Source organism: Acetobacteraceae bacterium, from assembly GCA_004843345.1.
In the GTDB taxonomy this organism is placed as follows: domain Bacteria; phylum Pseudomonadota; class Alphaproteobacteria; order Acetobacterales; family Acetobacteraceae.
In genome coordinates this window covers 653,750-673,414 of the sequence record CP039460.1, presented here as the reverse complement: position 1 = coordinate 673,414, position 19,665 = coordinate 653,750, and the positions used below count along the sequence as shown (strand labels likewise).

General features: G+C 43.5%; 16 protein-coding genes. 3 read left to right on the top strand and 13 right to left on the bottom strand.

What is annotated here, in order from left to right; translation table 11 throughout:
* Positions 1-12: 12 nt before the first annotated feature.
* From FAI40_03385 to FAI40_03370, 4 genes are read right to left on the bottom strand one after another with little or no spacing between them, the layout of a single operon-like run.
* Positions 13-930: a hypothetical protein gene (locus FAI40_03385; protein ID QCE34457.1), complete on the bottom strand. Its 918-nt coding sequence runs from the start codon at positions 928-930 to the stop codon at positions 13-15.
* Positions 931-937: 7 nt separating this feature from the next.
* Positions 938-2,626, bottom strand: coding sequence for a hypothetical protein (locus tag FAI40_03380; protein QCE34456.1), 1,689 nt, complete (start codon positions 2,624-2,626; stop codon positions 938-940).
* A gap of 8 nt (positions 2,627-2,634) precedes the next feature.
* Positions 2,635-4,341 (bottom strand): hypothetical protein, encoded by a 1,707-nt coding sequence (locus FAI40_03375; GenBank protein ID QCE34455.1) that lies wholly within the window; start codon positions 4,339-4,341, stop codon positions 2,635-2,637.
* A gap of 60 nt (positions 4,342-4,401) precedes the next feature.
* Complete coding sequence (locus tag FAI40_03370) at positions 4,402-4,995, bottom strand: hypothetical protein (protein QCE34454.1); 594 nt, start codon at positions 4,993-4,995, stop codon at positions 4,402-4,404.
* Positions 4,996-5,113: 118 nt separating this feature from the next.
* On the opposite strand from FAI40_03370, the gene FAI40_03365 reads away from it, so the two are divergent.
* On the top strand, positions 5,114-5,563 hold the full coding sequence (locus FAI40_03365) for a hypothetical protein (protein ID QCE34453.1): 450 nt from the start codon (positions 5,114-5,116) through the stop codon (positions 5,561-5,563).
* Between the two features lie 37 nt (positions 5,564-5,600).
* On the opposite strand, the gene crcB is transcribed toward FAI40_03365, so the two are convergent.
* A complete protein-coding gene (gene crcB, locus FAI40_03360; protein ID QCE34452.1) occupies positions 5,601-6,005 on the bottom strand; it encodes a fluoride efflux transporter CrcB in 405 nt (134 codons plus the stop codon).
* 270 nt (positions 6,006-6,275) lie between these two features.
* Entirely contained in the window at positions 6,276-7,667 is a 1,392-nt protein-coding gene (locus tag FAI40_03355; GenBank protein ID QCE34451.1) for an NAD-dependent succinate-semialdehyde dehydrogenase, read from the bottom strand.
* A gap of 212 nt (positions 7,668-7,879) precedes the next feature.
* On the opposite strand from FAI40_03355, the gene FAI40_03350 reads away from it, so the two are divergent.
* Entirely contained in the window at positions 7,880-9,235 is a 1,356-nt protein-coding gene (locus FAI40_03350; GenBank protein QCE34450.1) for a hypothetical protein, read from the top strand.
* Here FAI40_03350 and FAI40_03345 read toward each other — a convergent pair.
* The 4 genes from FAI40_03345 to FAI40_03330 form a co-directional block, all read right to left on the bottom strand.
* The gene (locus FAI40_03345; protein ID QCE34449.1) at positions 9,189-10,811 is read right to left on the bottom strand and encodes a hypothetical protein; all 1,623 of its coding nucleotides are present in this window, start codon (positions 10,809-10,811) and stop codon (positions 9,189-9,191) included. The genes FAI40_03350 and FAI40_03345 overlap by 47 nt on opposite strands.
* A gap of 44 nt (positions 10,812-10,855) precedes the next feature.
* On the bottom strand, positions 10,856-12,379 hold the full coding sequence (locus FAI40_03340; protein QCE34448.1) for a hypothetical protein: 1,524 nt from the start codon (positions 12,377-12,379) through the stop codon (positions 10,856-10,858).
* Positions 12,380-12,495: 116 nt separating this feature from the next.
* Complete coding sequence (locus tag FAI40_03335) at positions 12,496-13,392, bottom strand: hypothetical protein (GenBank protein QCE34447.1); 897 nt, start codon at positions 13,390-13,392, stop codon at positions 12,496-12,498.
* A 54-nt stretch (positions 13,393-13,446) separates the two neighbouring features.
* A complete protein-coding gene (locus FAI40_03330; protein ID QCE34446.1) occupies positions 13,447-14,580 on the bottom strand; it encodes a hypothetical protein in 1,134 nt (377 codons plus the stop codon).
* Between the two features lie 271 nt (positions 14,581-14,851).
* On the opposite strand from FAI40_03330, the gene FAI40_03325 reads away from it, so the two are divergent.
* On the top strand, positions 14,852-16,294 hold the full coding sequence (locus FAI40_03325; GenBank protein ID QCE34445.1) for a glycosyltransferase family 2 protein: 1,443 nt from the start codon (positions 14,852-14,854) through the stop codon (positions 16,292-16,294).
* Between the two features lie 21 nt (positions 16,295-16,315).
* Here FAI40_03325 and FAI40_03320 read toward each other — a convergent pair whose 3' ends face one another.
* The 3 genes from FAI40_03320 to FAI40_03310 form a co-directional block, all read right to left on the bottom strand.
* Positions 16,316-16,960, bottom strand: coding sequence for a hypothetical protein (locus FAI40_03320; GenBank protein QCE34444.1), 645 nt, complete (start codon positions 16,958-16,960; stop codon positions 16,316-16,318).
* Between the two features lie 85 nt (positions 16,961-17,045).
* The gene (locus tag FAI40_03315; protein QCE34443.1) at positions 17,046-18,542 is read right to left on the bottom strand and encodes a glycosyltransferase; all 1,497 of its coding nucleotides are present in this window, start codon (positions 18,540-18,542) and stop codon (positions 17,046-17,048) included.
* Positions 18,543-18,567: 25 nt separating this feature from the next.
* Positions 18,568-19,518: a glycosyltransferase family 2 protein gene (locus FAI40_03310; protein QCE34442.1), complete on the bottom strand. Its 951-nt coding sequence runs from the start codon at positions 19,516-19,518 to the stop codon at positions 18,568-18,570.
* Between the last annotated feature and the right edge of the window lie 147 nt (positions 19,519-19,665).

Sequence of the window (19,665 nt, the reverse complement as noted above, 5' to 3'; positions counted from 1 at the left end):
ATCATTCAAACGCTAAAATAAAAAACGTATCGGTAGGTTAGCAGATTTTAGCGTGACAGGTGTGTTTCCTGTTGAATCGCCATCTGCCTGCAAGGCATGTGTGTCAAAAAAATGCACTTCGGCTTGAGGAGCAATCTCTTTGGTGAGAAGGTCTTTTTTAAGAAAGTTAAAGGGTAAAAAAGTGCCTAGAATATTGCGGCAGAATCCTATCTTTCCTCTCGCTTTTAGGAGAATAAGGCGGGAAGATTTTTGCTCTGGATTTTGCCCTTTGGCAATGCGGAAAGGCCCGCCATAAAGCGAAGTGCGGGAAAAAATAGCGCAGCTTGCCTGAAATTTTTCAGTTTCTTCGCCATTTCGGATTTCCCCTTGAATGAGAGGCAGGGGCTTGTTTAAAAGTTTTAGGACGGCCCAGATATAAGCAAGAGGCCCAAGATAGGATTTGAGTTTGTGAGAGACGCTGGCAACCGTTTCGGCATCTAACCCGGCGCTCGCCATTTCTAAAAAGCAGTGTTCTTTGCCCTCTTGCTGGCGAAGTCCCGGATAGAGATCATGGGGGGTGGCTTTCTGCATCAGATAGTGGGCATTTTTCTTAAGATTAAGAGGGATTTTCAGCTCTTTCGCTAAAACATTCACTGTTCCCAAGGGCACAATCCAAAGGGGGGCAGGCACACGGCCTGTTTTTGCAATCTGGTAAATCCCTTCGGCAATTCCTGCAATTGTACCGTCCCCCCCTGCGATGGCAATGACATCATAATGAAATTGGGCGAGGGCGGCTTGTTTGGCAAGGGAAAGGGCATCTGATTCGCTTCTGGTATGGATAAGAGAAATTTCTCCGCCCTGTTTTTCGACAAGGGCGCAAAACTTCTGAACAATGCGCAGATTGGTGCGCCGTGCCGCAGGATTTACCAGAAAGAGAATTTTTTTCGCCATCTTTCCCTCAGTTTAGATGCTGGCCAGGAATTTCGCCCCAGCGGTAGATCTCATTATCTGTATGATAGACGAGATCAGGGTCTTTTTCATTCTTAATCCAATTTTGGTCGCCTTCCATTCCTAAAAGCCGCATCATTAGAAATTTATTCATATTCGAGGAGTACCAGCCGTCCTCGGAACGCAAGCTTTCAAGGTAATCGCAGTTTTCTTGGGATCTGTCACCGAGGAGAACAACAGGAATCTCATAATCTTTTGCGCCACGGAGAATAGCATGGCCAGCTCTGAACGGGTTTTCACCATGGTCTGAAATATAGAGAATTAAAGGATGATCTAGGTTCTTTTCGGCAATCTCGGTAATCTGGGATAAAATACGGTCTGTGCGGTGAATAGAGCGGTCATAAAGGGATGCTCTTGGAAGGGCTTGGCTATCTTCTTTGCGGACTTTCTCACGGTAAGGGCGGTGGCTTCCCCAGAGATGGAGAATAATCAGTTTTTTCGTGTCTTCTCCTTGTGCCTTGTCCGTGGAAAATTTTTCTAAAAAAGGCAGAAGAGATTCATCGGTTTCATTTTTAAGTGAGAGCGCCTCACCGTTAAAGAGGAGGGATTTAGATTCTGAATCTAGAAAATAATCGGCATATTTTGCAACATAGCCAATAAAACCTGAATAACTTCCACGTTCACTTTGCACGCTGGCCCAATAGGTTTGATAATGCTGCTGGTTAGCGAGTTCAATCAGATTGAGATCAGAGAGAACGGTGTTGGTGTCTGTTGGAGACCAAAGAGAGATGCTTGGCAAGACCGCATTTTTGGTTTCATTGGCGGCAGAATGGGCTTTAGGAAGGTAGCAGGCTTTCTTTTGGCCAAGCATTTTATCTAAAAAAGGGGCTGTCAGCACAGGATAGCCATAGGTGCTGTAATGGGTGCTGGTCGCACTTTCACCAATCACAAGGACAATATTTTTGACTTCATGTTCTGGCGCAGGATGGATGTTTTCGGGGCGCTGATGGTGTTTGGATGCAAGCGTATCCACCCCGGGATCAATGGCAAAGCCCAGCATTGCTAAAAAATCCCCCAAAGGGCCTGGGAGGATACGGCGTGTATCATAGGCAATACGGGTGAGAACTTGAGGATGGGCAAAGGAGATTGGTTTTTTATTGGCATTTTTAATGCCGAAAGCAATCGTTGGAGAGGTTTGCAGTTTAAAGGGAATAACTTTTTGATAGCCAATGGCGAGATGAATCAAAATTCCTGCTGTGAAAAGGAGGAAATAGCGTCTTGCAAAGGTCAGGTTGCGGGGGACAAAACGGCGCAGGAAAAAGGCCAGAAGCACCCCAATGGAGAGCCAAAGAAAGACCCCACCCTTAAAATGATGAAAGCCTCCTGAGGTCGCCAAGGCTTGAAGCAGCGTATCCGAGCAAGCCCCTGTCATGAAGGAAAGAATCAGTTCTAAAAGAAAAAAGGAGAAGAGGACATAGAGGGTAAAAATCCCGACAGAGCCTCCAAGCCAGAAGAGCGCACAGGCAAAAAGCAAGAGGAAAAGCTCAGAAAAGAAAATATCCGTTTTGAGATGCCATTTGAGATAGCCGGCCTTTAAGGTGAGGGTAAGTCCAAAGAAAATCAGCGCAAACCCGATTGCTGTGAGCAAACGGTTAGCCCCCTTAATCCATTGCCAAAGAAATTGAAAAACGGCTTTCATAAATCCTTTTAGTCTAATTTTTGACCTGGAATTTGTCCCCAAGGGTATTTTTTATGGTCCATATGCAGCACAAGATCTGGATTCTTTTCACGGTCAATCCAGTCATCGTCTGCTTTCATTCCCAGTAAACGCATCATTAAAAACTTATTCATATTGGAGCTGTAATATCCGTCCTCGGAACGTAAATGTTCTAAATATTTACAACCCTTCTCTGCCTTTTTACCAAGGAGAATAACAGGAATAAAGTAGTCTTTTCCGCCATATTGTAAGCCATGTCCTTTTTTGTCCGTGTCTTCCCCATGGTCAGAGACATAAAAAATCAGAGGATCGTCCAGTTTATCCTGCGCAATTTCTGTGATTTGTTTGAGGATACGGTCGGTACGGTGGAGGCTTTGGTCGTAAGGGGAGGCTTTGGGTAGCGCTTTTTTGTCCTCTTTTCTGATTTTTTCGCCATAAGGCACATGACTGCCCCAGAGATGGAGGATAATCAGCTTTTTCTCTCCGTCATCTTTTGCAAATTCTTTAAAAAGGGGCAAGACAGCCTCGTCCTGCTCTTTGATATGAAGGGTTTTGTCATGAAATTTAAGACTGCGTGTTTCAGGGTCTATGAAATAATCGGCATATTTTGCAACATAGCCGATAAAACCTGAATAGCTTCCCCGTTCGCTTTGCACGCTGGCCCAATAGGTTTGATAGCCTTGACGGTTTGCGAGTTCAACAAGGTTAAGTTTTGTAATCGGGGCATCAATTTCTGTGGGTTTCCAAAGTGAAACAGAGGGGAGAACAGCGTCTTTGGTGAGATTGGCAACAGAATGCGCTTTGGAAACAGCGCAGGCGTGTTCTTCTTCAATTTCATGTTTGAGAAAGGGGGTAGTGGGAACGTCATAGCCGTAGGCGCTATAATGTTTTGCTGTGGAACTTTCCCCGATAATGAGAACAATATTTTTGATCTCATGCTCTGAATCAGGTTTTAATTCTGCTGGCAGAGGGTGCTTTTCTTTTGCAATTTGATCTGCTCCCGGATCTTGGGCAAATGCTAAAATTGAAAACAGATCGCCTAAAGGCCCGGGGAAAACCTGCCGAAACTCATAGCCGATCATGGAAAGCACTTGTGGTGTCTTTAAGGGGAGAACAGAGTCTTCTCCACTTTTAAAACCGAATGCAAGAGAAGGGGAGGTTTGCAGTTTGACAGGGCAGCGTGTGCTGTTCCAGCCTAAAAAGAGATTGAAAAGCAATGCGCCCGCTGTGAAAAGGGCTAAAAAACCAGAAATTTTACGATGTGGTAAAAGTTTTTTCCGTAAGAAAAAGACGAGGAGAATGCCTGTAACCAGCCAAAGAAAAATTTGAAGTTTGAAATGATGCGCACCGCCAGAAGTGGCAAAAGCCTGTAAAAAATCATTCGAAAGATTGCCTGTGGCAAAGGCTAAAATCGTTTCTAAAATCAAAAAGGAAAAAATTAGATAGAGGCAGAGAACTCCCAGACTTCCACCCAGAAAATAGGCGCTGAGAATAAGAGGAATAATCTCAATCGCAGCAAGGAGAAGCTTTGGTAAACGGCGCAGGAAAAAATAAGGGCCTTGAGAGGCAATTTCCAAACTGAGCCCCAGCCCAATCAGAACAAATGCGATGGGCAATAAATGCCTCTTCAGCCATATCAGTGTTTTCAGAAAAATCCGACGGGTTTTCATGTGCTTCTCTGTAAGGCTTTTTCTCATCTTCGTGGAAAAGCGCTTCTTATGCGATTGTGCAAAGAGAGCGCTTTTACCAAGAGAAACTTAGGCGCTTGCTAAGTCTTTTTTATAGTCTTCCATGATAAATTCAGCGATTTCTTTCCATTTAAAAGCGTTGCTTTTAATGGTTGGGAAAGGTTTGAAAATTTCAACCATTTTCTTATCAAGTTCTTTGGCCTGCTCAAGCGTTTCATAGCGGCCATATTCTTCGTAAGGCAGGGAGGCTTCACGTTCGAGGACAAAGTTAATATTGTCGTAGCTGTTAAAAACTTCGGTGACGATCCGTTTCATATTGAACGCTATGCCGTCTGCATGGGCTAAAATCAAGGGAAGTGGGGAATCAACGATCGCATAATCGACTTTGTCCCGCAGTCTTTCGAGGCGGTGATTTTGCTGTGCAAGGATAAAAAGCTGGTCTTTAAACAGGCTGAAAGCTTCATCATAGACGACATCTTTGGCAAACTCTCCAACCAGCTCCACACGGCCAATTTGTTTTTCTTTTAAAAGAGCGAAAATATGAGAAGCAGTCGTCGTTTTACCAGAGCCCGGGCCGCCGATAAGATTGATAACTTTCATGTGTTGAACCTTTCTATTCAGGCGTAAAGTTTTTATTTTGTAACAAAAGTTTCCTCTTTTCATCAGTGGAAAAGGGGAAGAGATTTTTAATGATGGTCTCTTATATATCTGTTATGTTGAACGAGGTCTATGTTTTCTCAACAAGCGCTTTTCAAAGCGCTATGCGTTAGGAGTTAAGGGAATGGCTTTTTTTAAAAAATCTTACAGCGCAGGCGCTTTGTTTTTAGGTTCTTTGAGCCTTTTGCCTTCTTTCGCCTTTGCCGATCAGCCTCAAGGAGGCGGTAATACAGGGCAGGTTTATGGCTCTTCTGGCGGCTATGTTGGCTCCGTCCAGCCAGATGGTAAAGCCTATGGGGCGCAGGGGCAGTATCTTGGGGAAGAGACCCAAGACGGCCATTTATATGATGCGCAGGGCGCTTATAAAGGCAATTTCGGCCAAGATGGTGAAGTCTATGGCCGTTCGGGGGATTATCAAGGCGTTATCCACACAGATGGCGGTATGTATGGCCCTTCAGGCGAATATCTCGGTAAGTTGAATGAAGATGGCTCTCTTTATAATAGAACGGGCGGTTATGTTGCAAAAGTGCCCGCAGGTAACAAAGTTGCAGCCTTTGAACTCTTAAAAAAGTAAGCTTTTCAGGCTGTGAATTTGTTGTTCACAGCCTATTTTATCCCTTCAATACATTATTTAAGTAAGCTGCCGCAAGGAAGCCAAGGCAGACGCCTGCCATAGAAAGCGAAGCCGTTAAAAAGATATTTAAAAGCGCCTTTTCCATTGAGCCTGCACGCCATAGCTCTAAGGTTTGAAGGGAGAAGGAGGAAACGGTGCTGAAACCGCCGCAAACGCCCACCATAAAAAACAGGCGGAGATTTTCAGAGGCTGGGAAATACCCTTCTTCAAGCGTTAAAGTTCCAAAAAAGGCGATGAGGAAAGAGGCTAGGATATTGATGCATAAAGTCCCAAGAGGAAAATGACGGCTGAGAGAGGACATTGAAAGTCCCATCAGATGGCGCATAACCGAGCCAATACCGCCGCCAACCATCACATAAAAACATGAAATAAGGGCGTTCATAGGAGGAAGCTTCCTTCTGCTTGAAGGCTGTTTTTTGAATAAGAGGAAGCTGTAAAAAGGCGCATCTCGGGCATTAAACTCCAAATAAATTAAATTTACTGAGGAATCATCAGCGTTTTCAACAAGAAGGCGCAGTTTGTTCTTTGGGATAAAGAACAGGAGGAAATCCATCTCCGATGGAAGAAGAATGAAAAAAGGTGAGAAAAAAGTCAAGAAAAAGCCGCCTCCTTTTTGCAAAAGAGGCGGCTTTTAAGAGAGTCAAAAACCCTTTTAGAAAGGGGAGTTGATGTCGGTGACGGCAATCAATTTATGATTGACGAATTCTTTGAGGCCAAGAACAGTAAGTTCACGTCCATAGCCAGAATGTCCGACACCGCCGAATGGCAGATCAGGTTCAACTTTGGTTGGATGGTTAATGTAAACCATGCCTGTGACAATCCGTTTTGCGAGATATTTCGCACGTTCAACATCTCTTGTGAAGATAGAACCGCCCAAGCCAAATGGGGTATCATTGGCAATACGGATGGCATCATCCTCATCTTTGGCTCTGAAAATCATAGAGACAGGGCCGAAAAATTCTTTGTAGCGTGTTGAAACGCCCTCTGGAATATCGGTGAGAATGGTTGGACGCATGAAAGCGCCTGTTTCTGGCACAGGAGCACCATCTTCTGTGACCGTAATGCCTTCTTCTTTAGCTTCTTCAATGAGTTTTTTAAGATCATCGACTGCTTTTTGAGAAGAAAGAGGGGCGAGGGTCGTATCTGGGCTCATTGGATTGCCAGCAACAAGTTTAGCAACACCTTTACGGTATTTTTCAATAAACTCATCATAGATTTCATCGGCAATAATCATACGTTTTGCAGAAACGCAGACCTGTCCAGCATTCCAGTGACGGCCAAAAACAGCCCATTCCACTGTTTTGTCAATATCAGCATCTTTTAAGACGATGAAGGCATCTGCGCCGCCCAGCTCAAGCGTTGATTTTTTCATCGCAAGCCCAGCTTCAGAAGCGACAATTTTCCCAGCGGTTTCAGAGCCTGTCAAAGCAACACCGCAGACACGGCGGTCATTAATGACGGTATTGATTTGCTTATGGGTGAGGTAGAGATTTTGGAAGACACCTTCTGGCAAACCAGCATCCAGCATTAATTTCTCAAAAGCCGCCGCAGCCTGTGGCACGTTCGAAGCATGTTTGAGGATAACGGCATTCCCAGCGCAGAGCTGAGGCGCAAGCATACGGGCTACCTGATAGTAGGGGAAGTTCCAAGGTTCAACGGACAAAAGAATGCCAAGAGGCTCATGGACAAGATAGGCTTCTTCAATGGCATCTTTGCCAACAGCAAGCTTTTCTGGCTGAAGATGTTTTTCTGCATTTTTGACATAATATTGCAGAATTTTCGCAGAAAGTTCGACTTCGGATCTTGCTTCACGCAGAAGCTTGCCCATTTCCAAGGTTAGAAGCTGGGCGTATTTGTTAATATCCTTGTTAAGAATTTCAGCCGCATTATTAAGAATTTTTGCGCGTTCTTTGAAGGAGGTATTCTTCCATTGGAGGAAGGCTTGATGTCCTTTTTCAAGGGCGCTTTCGACTTCAGCATCTGTTGCATCATTGAAGGTTGCAAGGACTTCGCCTGTGTAGGGATTGAGCGTTTGGTAAGCCATTTGGGGGTACTCCCGATAGATGAAACTTAAAATTAAAACGTTCTCTCTAGAGTAGAGATGACCTTCTAACAGTACTTATTTGGTCTTTAAAAAACAGGAAACAAGAAGGCGATGCAAAAATATCTAAAGGCTTTTCTTAATCTTTGAGAAATGCGATTAAGAAGGGTAGAATTCTTAAAAAATTAGAGCATGTTAGATGAAAGGCAAGCTGGTTGGCACAGGCAAATTCCGCCGCATCAGAGAGAAATGTTTTTTTCGGTGTGATGAAAAATGTGGCGCAGCTTTTTCTTGGGCAGGCGATGGCAGGGGTTCTTGGCCTGCTTTTTACGATTTTAATGGCACGCTCTCTAACGCCTTCTGAATTTGGCCAGGTCACATTGCTTTATGCTTGGCCTCGTTTGATGGCGACGTTGGGCTCTGGGCGGAGTTGGCAGGTTATCCTTCATTATGGCGCCGCCCCTTTAGAAAACGGGGAAAAATCACCTGTTCAACGGGCGATTTCTTTTGCGTTAGGGTTAGATTTTTTCACACTTATTTTGGCGACATTGGTTGCCGTTACAGGGGTCGTTTTCTTTTCGCAAACGGTGGGGGTAAGCGCTTCTCTTTTAGGAATGGGGATTGTGGCTTCGCTGCTCACGATCCCGGCAACCTGTTTAAATAGTTCCACAACGGGGATTTTAAGGCTTTTCGGCCGAATGGGGCTGGTGGCGAAGCAGGAGCCCTATACGGCCATTATCCGTTTGCTTTTAGGGCTTCTGGTTTGGCAATTTAGCGGCGGTATTGTCGGATTTGCGTTAGCGATTGGGATTGCAACCATGTCTGGCCAGCTTTATGTCATTTTGGCGGCGTTCCGTATTTTAAAAGAAAATTATTTTACCTTTTCGCCTGCCTTTCATTTGGTGCGCCTTTCTCAAGAGATGCCGCAGGGGGTTTGGCGTTTAATGTTTAGCGCTAATCTTGGTTATTGTCTCAATGCGGCGGTAAATCCAGCTGTTTTTATGATTGTGGGGCGCTTTTTTGGGCCTGCGGCAGTTGCTTTTTTTGGCTTGGCCGAGACCTTTTTAAGGGCGATTGCGAAACTCGGCCGTTTGTTAGAAGAAAGCTATTATCCTGATTTGGCACGGCTGGATATACGCTCTTCAAAACCTTGGTCACTTGTCGGCAGAATTGAGCTGATTGCGCTGGGCGCTTCGGTTTTGACGATTTTAATTACGTGTTTTGCGGGCAGTTTTATTTTTGCGCTTTTGGGTAACAATTATCTTGAAGCCTTGCCTTTGATGCAGTGGATGTCGCCCTCTCTGCTGTTTTTGATGCTGGGATTACCCTTAGAAGGACTGCTTTACTGTGCTGGAAAATCTATTAGTATTTTATGGGTGCAGGTGATCTCAGCGCTTTCGATGTTTGTTTTTATCGCTGTTTTTATGTCTACACCTTCTTTCCTCACGTTTGGGCTAGGGCTTTCTTATAGCCTAGCCGCGATGGTGAAATTTTTATTTTATTTGGCAGGCATTGGAACGATTTTCAGTTCAAAGGAAAAGATTGTTCCGTTGCATGAACGTCAGCGTTAGGCGCTTGTGAGGTTTTTGGCGCTGGCGGAAGTTGTGATGCTTGTGGCGGTTGCGGAAGCTGTGAAGAAGTCTGTGGGGCTTCATTACGGAGGTAAAGCTCGAAACGTTCATTTTCCTTATGTGTATAGAAAAGATGATAGTTTTCTTTGAGCGCTTTCCGCATAATATGGTTTTGACGTTTGAGAAAGCGGAAATTGCGGTAAGGCGAGGTTTCTTCAAAATAATCACCGCCGACCAAAATCATTTCAGGCTTTTCGTCCAGAATACGGTGTAATTCCTCCCCTGCGTCTGCAACGCCAATAGCGCCTTCTTCGTTAGGTGCACTGAGATGGGCTGGGAAAAGATATTTCGTTAAATGGCAGTTTTTCGACATTTCTGGCGTCAGATCAAGCATGGTGACAATCCCGCCATATTCTAGCAAACAGCCAGGATGGTCTTTGGCAATTTTTTGGAGTTTTTGATATTGCTCTCTTGAATGTCCGCTCAAGAGAGGGGGGAGTGATCGGAACATTTCGCTTGCCACGAGTAAAAAAAGCATCATCATGAGAATTTGACCTAAAAGGTCGGATTTCATCGCTAAAAATCCTGCTAAAAGCGCAAAAGGCAGAGCAAGCGGAAGGGTATAGACAGGGTGGTAAGGGTGAATAAGTAAAATGGCGACGATGGCGGCAGTGAGCCAAAGTGTGAGGATAATGAAATATTCACGTTCTTTGATGAGGAACTGCCGCCAAGAGGTGAAAAGCACGATGAGCCAGAGGGACAGGGTAATTCCAAGGAGGATAAAGAGTTTGAACGCTTCAGCAGGGTTTTCAATGGATTGCCGGAGAAAGGCAGACTCAATCGTGGCAAAATACCATTCTTGAAAATGGCCGATATGGGCGTAAAATCCCATGACAAGCAAGGTCGGTAAAAGGGCAATGAAAGGCCAGAGGACGGCATTTGTTAAAAGGGAAAAAATATTTCTTTGCGTACGCCAGCAAATAAAAACTAAGAGACAGCCGAGAAACGTGCCTTCAAAAAGAACGGTTGGTTTGATTTGGATTGCCAGCCCTAAAAGGAACATGGCTTGGGCGCCCGTTATGGTCAAAGAAAGGCGGTTAATTTTTATTTCTTCGAGGCGTTCGAGGACAAGATAAAAGGCGAAGGCCGTAAAAAAATTATAAAAAACAGGTGTTTGTCCGCCATAGCCACCCAAATCATTGAGCAGGAGAAGATAGAGGCAGGCGCTGAAAATCCCAGCTGAATAAGAGATGAAATTTTGTGTGATTTTCAGGATAAAAAGCGCTGTTCCCCAAGCGAAAAAGAGCGCTGTCAGTTGATAAGCGAGAAAACGATGCTCTCCGAAAAGGGAAAAAGGGGCATAGAGCAGAAAAAGCCCAAGCGGTTTGCGGTCCCAAATATCAACATAAGGCAGATAGCCATGAAGAAGCTTTCCCCCGACATAGAGATACCAATCCTCATCAATATGGAGGATGGGATTTCCAAAGGTTGGCAGGCGGATCAGATACGCAAAAATAAGAAGCAAAAGCGCAGGCAGACAGGCGTAAAAATTAAATTTTCGAGAGAATACCGGCATGCACAAGCCCCTGGATTTTTTATTTTAGAGAGGATACCAATTATTTAAGGGGTTTTGTTTTTTTCGTAAAGCATCAAAGACTCTGTAGGAACATGGGCATAGACAAAATGATAGTCTTGGCGAAGTTTGTTTTCGACAAGATCATGCTTTTTCTTAAACAGCCCAATTTTTGCCTTATTTTTGCCGATAGGGGCAGGAAGGGGGTCAATATAATGTTGTCCGACAAGAATAAAGGTCGGGTTTTGATTGAGAATGTTTTCGAGAAGTTTAGCTTCATCTGGCACACCGAGTGAGCCTTGCTCATCAATATTGCCCAAATGGGACGGGAAACTATATTTTGTCAGATGGCAGTTTTTAGCCATTTCTGGCGTTAGGTCCAGCATGGTAGAGATTGCGCCATATTCGAAAAAACAGGCATTCGGGCGCTGCATGACAATTCTCTGAATGTCGTAATATTCTTTTATCGGATGTTTGGCGCAGAGGCGGAAGGTGTCTTTTTCATTGTAAAGGGTTGCAACAGCCAGCCCTATGGAAAGGATAATCTTCTCAAGAGAATATTTCGGACGGCAGGTGCAAAAAGCTGCAAAAAGGGAAAAAGGCAAGAGGAAAGGGAGGAGATAAATGCCGTAGTAAGGCCGAAAGAGAGAGGCGGAGACAAAGGCAACGAAGGTCCAAAGAACCGTAAAGTCAAAGAGCTGTTTTTTAACACGGTCTAATGTGGGGCGAAGGGCGATAATCAGAATGCAAGCGACGATGACAAAAACAACGAGTGCCCCAGCATAATGATAATAGCGGCTAAAGGGGGTTGTTGGATCCTTGCAGAAAATTGAGATGACATTGGCAAAATACCAGTCTTGAAAATGGCCAATGGCAAGGTAAAAGCCTGCAAAAAGGGCTGTTGGAGAGAGGGCAATCGCTACCCAGACCAGCGCATTAAGGCAAAAGGATTTGAGGTTTCTTTCAGATTTCCAGCAGAAAAAGAGCAGGAGACAGCCAAAGAAAATGCCTTCAAAAATAATGGTCGGCTTAATTTGAATACCGCATCCAAGGAGCAGCATTGCCCAGTTTCCTGTTTTCCTCAAAATTTGGGGACTGGTTTTAAGTTCTTCCCAATGTTCAAAGAAAAGGCAAACCGCAAGGGCGGTAAAGAAATTGTAGAAAATAGGCGTTTGCCCACCGCAGCCTAGAAAACAGCCGAGGAGCGCAGGGTAGAGCATCCCTGCCAAAAATCCTCCCAGAGGTGTGGTGAATTTTCGAGCCATTTTGTCAATGAGAAGGGAGGTTCCCCAGACAAAAAAGAGGGCTGCAATTTGATAAGCGAGAAAACGGAACGGACCGAAAAGAGAGAAAGGGGCGTAAAGCAGAAACAGGCCAAAAGGCTTGCGATCCCAAACATCAACATAAGGCAGGTAGCCATGAAGAAGCTGTCCCCCGACATAGAGATACCAATCCTCGTCAATATAGAGGAGGGGGTGACCAAAAGTTGGCAGACGCAAAACAATCGCCCAAACAAAAAGCAGGACAGAAAAGACCCACGTTTTATCTTCTTCCATGTCTTTGTTGTTCATTTTACATCGGAAATCTTTTCTAAAATGATTCAAAAGGTATCTCTCTTAAAAAAGCACGAAAAACCCTGCTTTGAAAGCTTTATCTTTGGCGATTTACAGAGGGATTTTGGCAGGTGTTACTGCCGAGCCGCATCAAAGGCTTGAATTTGGATTTCGTCCGAGTCTGGTTCTTCTTTTACTTTTTCGTGCGCAAGAGAAGGGCGAGAGGCATACTCCTCCCATTCTTGAATAAAAAAAGCATATCCTTCGGGTTTTCTAAAGAATAGCTGCCGATAAAAGTCGAAAGAAGTTTCTTCCTCCCAATAAGAGGGGTTTTTCAGAAGTTTTTCGGCTAAAAGCGGTTTTGCGCCGTAAAAATGAACAATGCTAGCCGTTTTATTGATTCCCCAATAGGGTTTCCAATTACAGGTCGGCGGAAGCGGACTGCCATTTTTATAGTAAAAGACCCTGAAAAGTTCCTGATCATAACCTGAAATCATGCCAAAATGGTGGCACATAAAATCAATCAGGCTTGGCGCATCCTCCCGAATCCGGTTGAGGTTGAGAACCATGACGCCTGTATTTATGCCCTTATGGAGTTCAAATTGGCCACAGGCAGCAAAAACCTGCGGACGGCAAGTGCGCAACTCAGGCTCTTTCCGAAATAGGACATCGTAATCGGTAAAGAGAACAAATTGATCTTCGGTCTCAAGAAACGGCAATTCAAGCTTCATAAAAGCGCCAGCCGCTTTACGCATATAATCCCCCCATTCTGGGCGGTGCGTTTGTTGCGCTTGTGCTAAACGGTCATAAAAAGAAAGACGGTGTAAGAGAACTTTAACGCCAGCCGCCGCCATTTCACGGGTGAAAGCGCATTCTTCCCCATCAAAAATCAGATGCGGCTGAAGAGATGTATTTTCTTTTGCCGAACAAACCGCTGCCCGGGCGCATTCCGCAAAACCAATTTTTTGAGAATCTGCTAAAGCCTCATCCCGCTCCAGCATTGCCTGTGTCATTGCAAAAAACCATTTCACAGTGACGCTTCTCCCTTCTTACTTATAGTGTTTCAAGTCGATAGAGGCAGAGCGTTAAGCAGTATGCCAAGTCCCAAGGGATTTATATTCAACATCAAACTGTTCAACAAAGGAGAACATGTCAGAAGCTGTTCCAATCGCAAGAGACGGCAGGGGCTCATCATAGATGAACGCATTATAAAAAGTTCGGCTTAAGGAACGGTTAAAGACACCAGGTCCTGTTTTATAAGAGATAAAGAGGCCATGATATTTTAGCATATTTGTCCAGCATGTGACTGCCGCATTGACTAAAATAGGATGGTTGGGGACAGCGCCAAAGAAATCATTATGAACATAAAAATTATTTGTCGTAAAGAAACGACTGTCTTTTGGAAGACGTGCTGTCTTTTCCCATTCTTCGAGCGATTTTAGACGTAAATCGGCATCAATCCACCAGCCGCCATTTTTAAGGATGACATGGATACGTAAGAAGTCGGCAGCTTCAGCAGGGTGGCGCGCTTCTTCAAAAAGGGCAAGCGCTTCTCTGCCAAAATGTCGAAAAAGCCACTCTCCGCCCGTTTTTTTATCAAAAAAGACAAATTCATCGCCTAAAAGCTCTTTATGATATTCAATATTTTGCGCAATGGAAGGAGGGGGATTCTGATCCCAGAACATGTAGAGGCGACGTGGAATGGGCGAATAAGATTCTGCTGTAATAGGGCCATTTAGAGGACTGAAATGTTTGAGAGCGATTTCAAGATAGAGAACATCAATCTCTTCTCCAGAATGAAATTCTTCAAACGTATTGCCAATGAGTGCCATCGCGCGTTCTGTATTGCCTTCACGCCATGAGGCTTGAATGCCACGGATATAATTTGCATGGGTTTTAGAATAGCCCTCAAGCTCTTTAATTTCCTCTTCAGGCAGGTCACGACCTGCTTTTAAGAGGCAGAGGAGGCTTACGTGAAGCAGAATTTGAGGGGAAGGATGTTCTGTTGGGAGCTTGCTGTGTAAGTCGCAGGCATGTCTGTAAAATAAAGAGGCTTCATAAACTTTGGCATGCAGATGCAATAAATTGGCAATATGAAAGGTATTGCTAACCGTATTGAGGCCATGAGTCTTATAAAGATTAAAAGCTTCTGGCACTGAGGTGAGTATCGCCTCAATCGCTTCAACATCGTCTAAGTTTAATTTGCGGTCTTCAGGCACGGTTACCTCATTTATATTCTTAATATTTTTACAGAAGGTATCTTTTCAGAATTTAGGAAAGTAAGTTTTTTGCTGATTTCCACCTAGAAAGACAATCCATAATCGTTTCTACCTAAAATTCCTGTTTATTCTACATAAAATCTTTTTTAGAGTAATACAAAATAAATATAAAATGATATACCGAAATCGACAGGTTCGTGTTGATTTTCTTGTTTTGAGCTATCTTCGCACCTGAAAACAGGTGATGTTGTAAAATTTTGGTAAGGAAAACATTGTGCGATCAGCGGTGACGTTATTTGTCAAAGATGAAGTTCAGGATATTGTTGGGTGGATTGCATGGCATTTTTCCATTGGGTTTGAGAAGATTTTTATCTATGACGACCATTCAACGGATGGTACCTATGAGCTGTGTAAGCTTTTTTCAAAATTTTATAATGTTGAAGTGATCCGGACAGATTCTAAAATACAGAATTTTTACTGGCGGCAGGCGGATTCCTATAAAAAAGCCTGCCGTGCCGCGATTGGTAAATTTGACTGGATTTGTTTTTTAGACGGTGACGAATATATTTCTCTTGAAAAAGATGTCAATATCTCGGCTTTTTTAGAAAGATTTTCTGATTTTAATGGGATTGCTTTGAGCTGGCGTATGTATGGCTCAAGTGGGCGGGTGGTTAAATCAAAAGCGCCGACTTATGAGGCTTATACTTATCATTGCCAGATGGATTTAGAAGATTGTGAGCTTGGTAAAGTTTTTATCCGGCCAGAGAGTTTCACGTTTAATTACGGCAACCCTCACCATTTTACATTGCATGATGAAAAATATGCGAATGCGTGGGCAAAGCCGATTGATTTAAGCCAGAAGCCAACGCATGAGATTATCTGGGAGAATGCCTGCGTTAATCATTATATTGTAAGATCAATGCAGGATTTTGTTGAAAAAGTCAGTAAAAGAATCAATTCGAATATGACTGATTCAGACGGTTATTGGCAGTATTTTAACCGCAATGAACTGCAGACACTACCGAATGAGTTTTTTGTTCAAAAAGCAAGGAAGATGATTGACTTCATCAAACGGGAATCTGTTAAGAAATTCCTTTCTCAGGGGTATGTGGCGCAATTAGCCGAAAGAATGCCAGCAGAAAGCAAAAGTCTCCTATATAGATTGAGGACGGCTCATAATGCGACTTTCACATTGGAGCGTCACTCGAGCAAAGTTGTTCAGGATTTTGGAAATAAAGCTGGGGATGAAGTTGTTTGCGTAATTTATGAAAATAATAAAAATATTTGTTATTTCTTAATCCTTACCGACAATGATGTTTCGACAAAGCGGTTTTATTTTGAGGCAAACGATTGTATGCAGTCGAGTATCGCCTTTAGAGTTTATCCTTCTGATGGATTGTATGCGTTTCAATCTTTGGAATCCCAGCATTTTATGGCCTGCATCCCAGAGGCGCTTGGCGGCAGTTTGGTTGTTGATCGTGACTCTGTTAATGATTGGGAAAAATTCCGTTTAGAGCCGATTGAAAGAGGCGAGGTCTTCTTCTCAGCAGACCCGACACTCGTTCATGATGAAAAAAGCTTTGCAAAATTCATTGCTGAGAATAATGGCTATTTCTCTTATGGCGATTTTTTAATTGCGTGGAATAATATGGATATTTCAAGCCAGAAAAAAATCCTTTCCAGCGAGGCTGGGCGGATCATTTCATGGCTCTAATTCGACAGAGGCTGAAGATTTTTAGAGCGGGAAAGCTTTAAGCGCTAACGCTCTTTTTACGAAAATCTCAACCTGAATTTTTTCTTGTGTTTTCCCCGCTTTTTCAAAAGATAAGCGGAGTTTTTCGTGCGTTTTTACGTCTGCCAAATAGGCAATTTCGTTTAAATTTTGGACGATTTTAATCTCATCTTGTCCGATAAGGGCGGTGTTTTCTTGATTTAAAAATTTGAATGTCAGCACCGAGCCTTCGTTATCATGAATTAGGGTTAGATCGCGGTCGCTTAAAAGAGAAAGCCCTGTGAGCATCTTTTTATCTAAAAGAATAAAATGCTCCCAGCCAAGGATTGAGTCTGACTGCCAAGCTGTCGTTGGATGCGTATGGTGAGAACATAGAAATTTATTTGTTTCAAGGTTGAGAAGGGCAATCTCATTTTCGCTTACAGGTACAAAATTGACAGGCGGCAACGCAGAGGGGATAGCATTTTGAAGGCGTAAAATCGCCCGATGCGGAGAGGTGTTAGGAACAGGCACAAAGGTAAAAAGGTTCGGAAAACTTTGGGGGGTGAAATGGGTCGAGATGAGTGTTTCCGACATGGAATCATATTGCAGGAAATTTCCAAATATATCCATGAGCCATTTGCGCTCAAGATGGAGAGATTCTGGCATGATTCAGCACCTTTTTTGTTAAGATAGATTTTTTTTCGCAGTCTATGCTAACGGATTATAGAAAAAAAGAAAAATCGGTCAGAACTCAACAAAATCCCCAAAGCAATCCAGGGACATAGGTTGAGAGTTCTTGTTGTACTTTAGGCGAGAGACGGTAGAGAACATTGAGAAAATCTTCGGAGCTAGGCTGTGTTTTTGCCGTTTGAAGCCAATTTAGAATTTTATAGGCCGATGTTTTATGTGTGATTTCAAAAGGCAGTTTAGGCATTTTAAAATGCAAATGTGTTGCGGAAACAGGCTCTAAGATGATTTTTTCCCATTCATGTGCTTTTTCTCTATCTGCCACGGCATTTCCAAATCCAGAAGGGGGTTCTGGCGGTGTCATACAGAAAAAACGGTGAGAGGCTGGGTGCTGAAGGTTAAAATAGCCTGAGCCTGTTGGGATTAGACGGTAGAGTTTTTCAGAGGAGCTTCTCTCATCGAATAAAAGATGGAGTTGGGTATTTTTAGCATTTTCAGGCAAAGCAAGCGTGATAATTTGCGGTGTTTTTGGATTGATAAGGCCGTAAACCAGTTGAAAACCATTCTCTTTGGCTGTTTCTTCGGAACAGTTCAGAGCATGGCCTAAATTTGGCGCATAATAAAGCGCTGTGCCATGCAGGGAAATGAGTTTAACAATTTCAAGTTTTTCAAAATTTTGTTTATGTGGATAGAGCTTAGGATCTGGTGTAATCGGCAAATCTCTTAAATGTTGAATGGCCAATTTAAGAATTTCATTTTGAATAGGTTTGAGCTTTTCGGCCATTTTTGGAAGAAACCGCATCGGGGCATTATCGGTGAGTTCGTTGCGGTTGAAATAAGCCCAATAGCTGTCAGAATCAAAGAGGTCTTCATTGAGGCGCCGTTGAATGCGCTGGATATAATGCGCCATTGAGCGGCAAATGAAATGCATGACATAGCCGTCTTCCCACTGCACAGGCTGTTTAGGCGATTTTTCCGTAAGGAAAGTCCCATTTGGGCGGGCATAGGAGGTAATCGGAATGTCAAAAATATGGGGATCAACCCATTTTTTGCCCATTTTTTTTGGCCGCACAAAGCTTTTAATATGGACGTTATCGGCAAATTCTTTGGTAGAATGTTGGCGAAACATATCTACAATATGGCGTCTAGGGCGAACAACACGGCTGGAACTTCCGTAAATCCGCCAAGAAAACGCCACCGCATCGGCGTGCGGAAATTGGGTTAAAAATTTGGGTAGGCTATCGAAATGCTTGAGGTAGAGATATTCGTCCCCGTCTAAAAAACCGATCCAGTCACATTCATTGCGCGCTTCTTCAATAGACTGGAAATAGGCTTGTCTCTGCCGTTCTTGAAAGGAAGGGACTTTTTGGGGGTCAATCCGGCGCAGACGAATATCATAACATTTAGCCGCCGCTTGAAGAATTTCCCAAGTACCGTCCGTTGAATGATCATCATAGATGAAGAAGGTTTTGATTCCTAAGGCAACATGCCACGCAATCCAGCCTGCAATATCTGAAAACTCATCTTTGACAAAGAGTGCGAGCGCAACATGCGGCATCATAGGAAAAACTTTTTGCTAAGAGCCGTTATGTATTGTCACGTTTGAGTAAATATCTAGGACGATCTTTAATTTCGATATACATTCGTCCGATATATTCTCCCAAAAGACCAATCGAAATAAGCTGAACGCCACCGAGGAAAAGGACAATAGTCAAGAGTAAAGGCGAGCCAGAAAGTTTGTGCTTTTTGATAAAAGTTTCGAAAAGAGCATAAAGAGCATAGCAAAAGCTAACGCCTGCAGAAAGAACCCCAAAATAAGTGGAAAGCCTTAGAGGAACGGTAGAATATCCAAAAATACCATTCAGAGCGAGCCGAAGAAGTTTAATCGGGCTTTGGCTAGCATCTCCATGGAGACGGGCAGGGCGGTCATATTCAACAATAGCTTCTTTTCCACCTGCAAAATTGAGCAACCCCTTCATGAACAGATTGCGCTCACGTAAATTGGTAATATTGGGAACAAGCTCTGCGGAAATAAGGCGGAAATCACCAACATCCTGCTTAATTTGAACAGAGCAGATTTTATTGTGCAACTTATAGAAGATGGCAGCAGAAAGGCGTTTGATTAAGCTATCACCATGACGGCGCCTGCGTTTGCCAAGGACGACATCTGCGCCTTTTTCCCATTCTTTGATAAATTCAGGGACGACCTCAATCGGGTCTTGAAGATCCACATCCATGGGGATCACCGCATCGCCTTTGGCCTCTGTTAGGCCTGCGAAAAGGGCAGCTTCTTTGCCAAAATTTCGAATAAAAGAAATGAGGTGGATATGGGGATTTGTTTTTTGAAGCGATTTAATGACATCAACGGTTCTATCCTGACTACCGTCATCTATGAATAGAATGTCAAATTCATAATGCTCTAGCGAAAGTGTTGCAACGGCCTTGCAAAACGACTGAATACTTTCTTCTTCGTTGAAAACGGGGACAATTAGAGTGACGACTTTTTTCGCATCAGCATTATGGATGTTTAAATTCATATTTATACCGCTTGGCCAGAATGAAATTAACCTATAACAGAAAACATCTAAGGCTAAAAGTTTAAGGTATATTCTAGCGACTTTTTGATAAAATCAAAGCTTAGACTCAAAGTTGAGGGGTAATAATCGCAAAAAATATTCATTTAA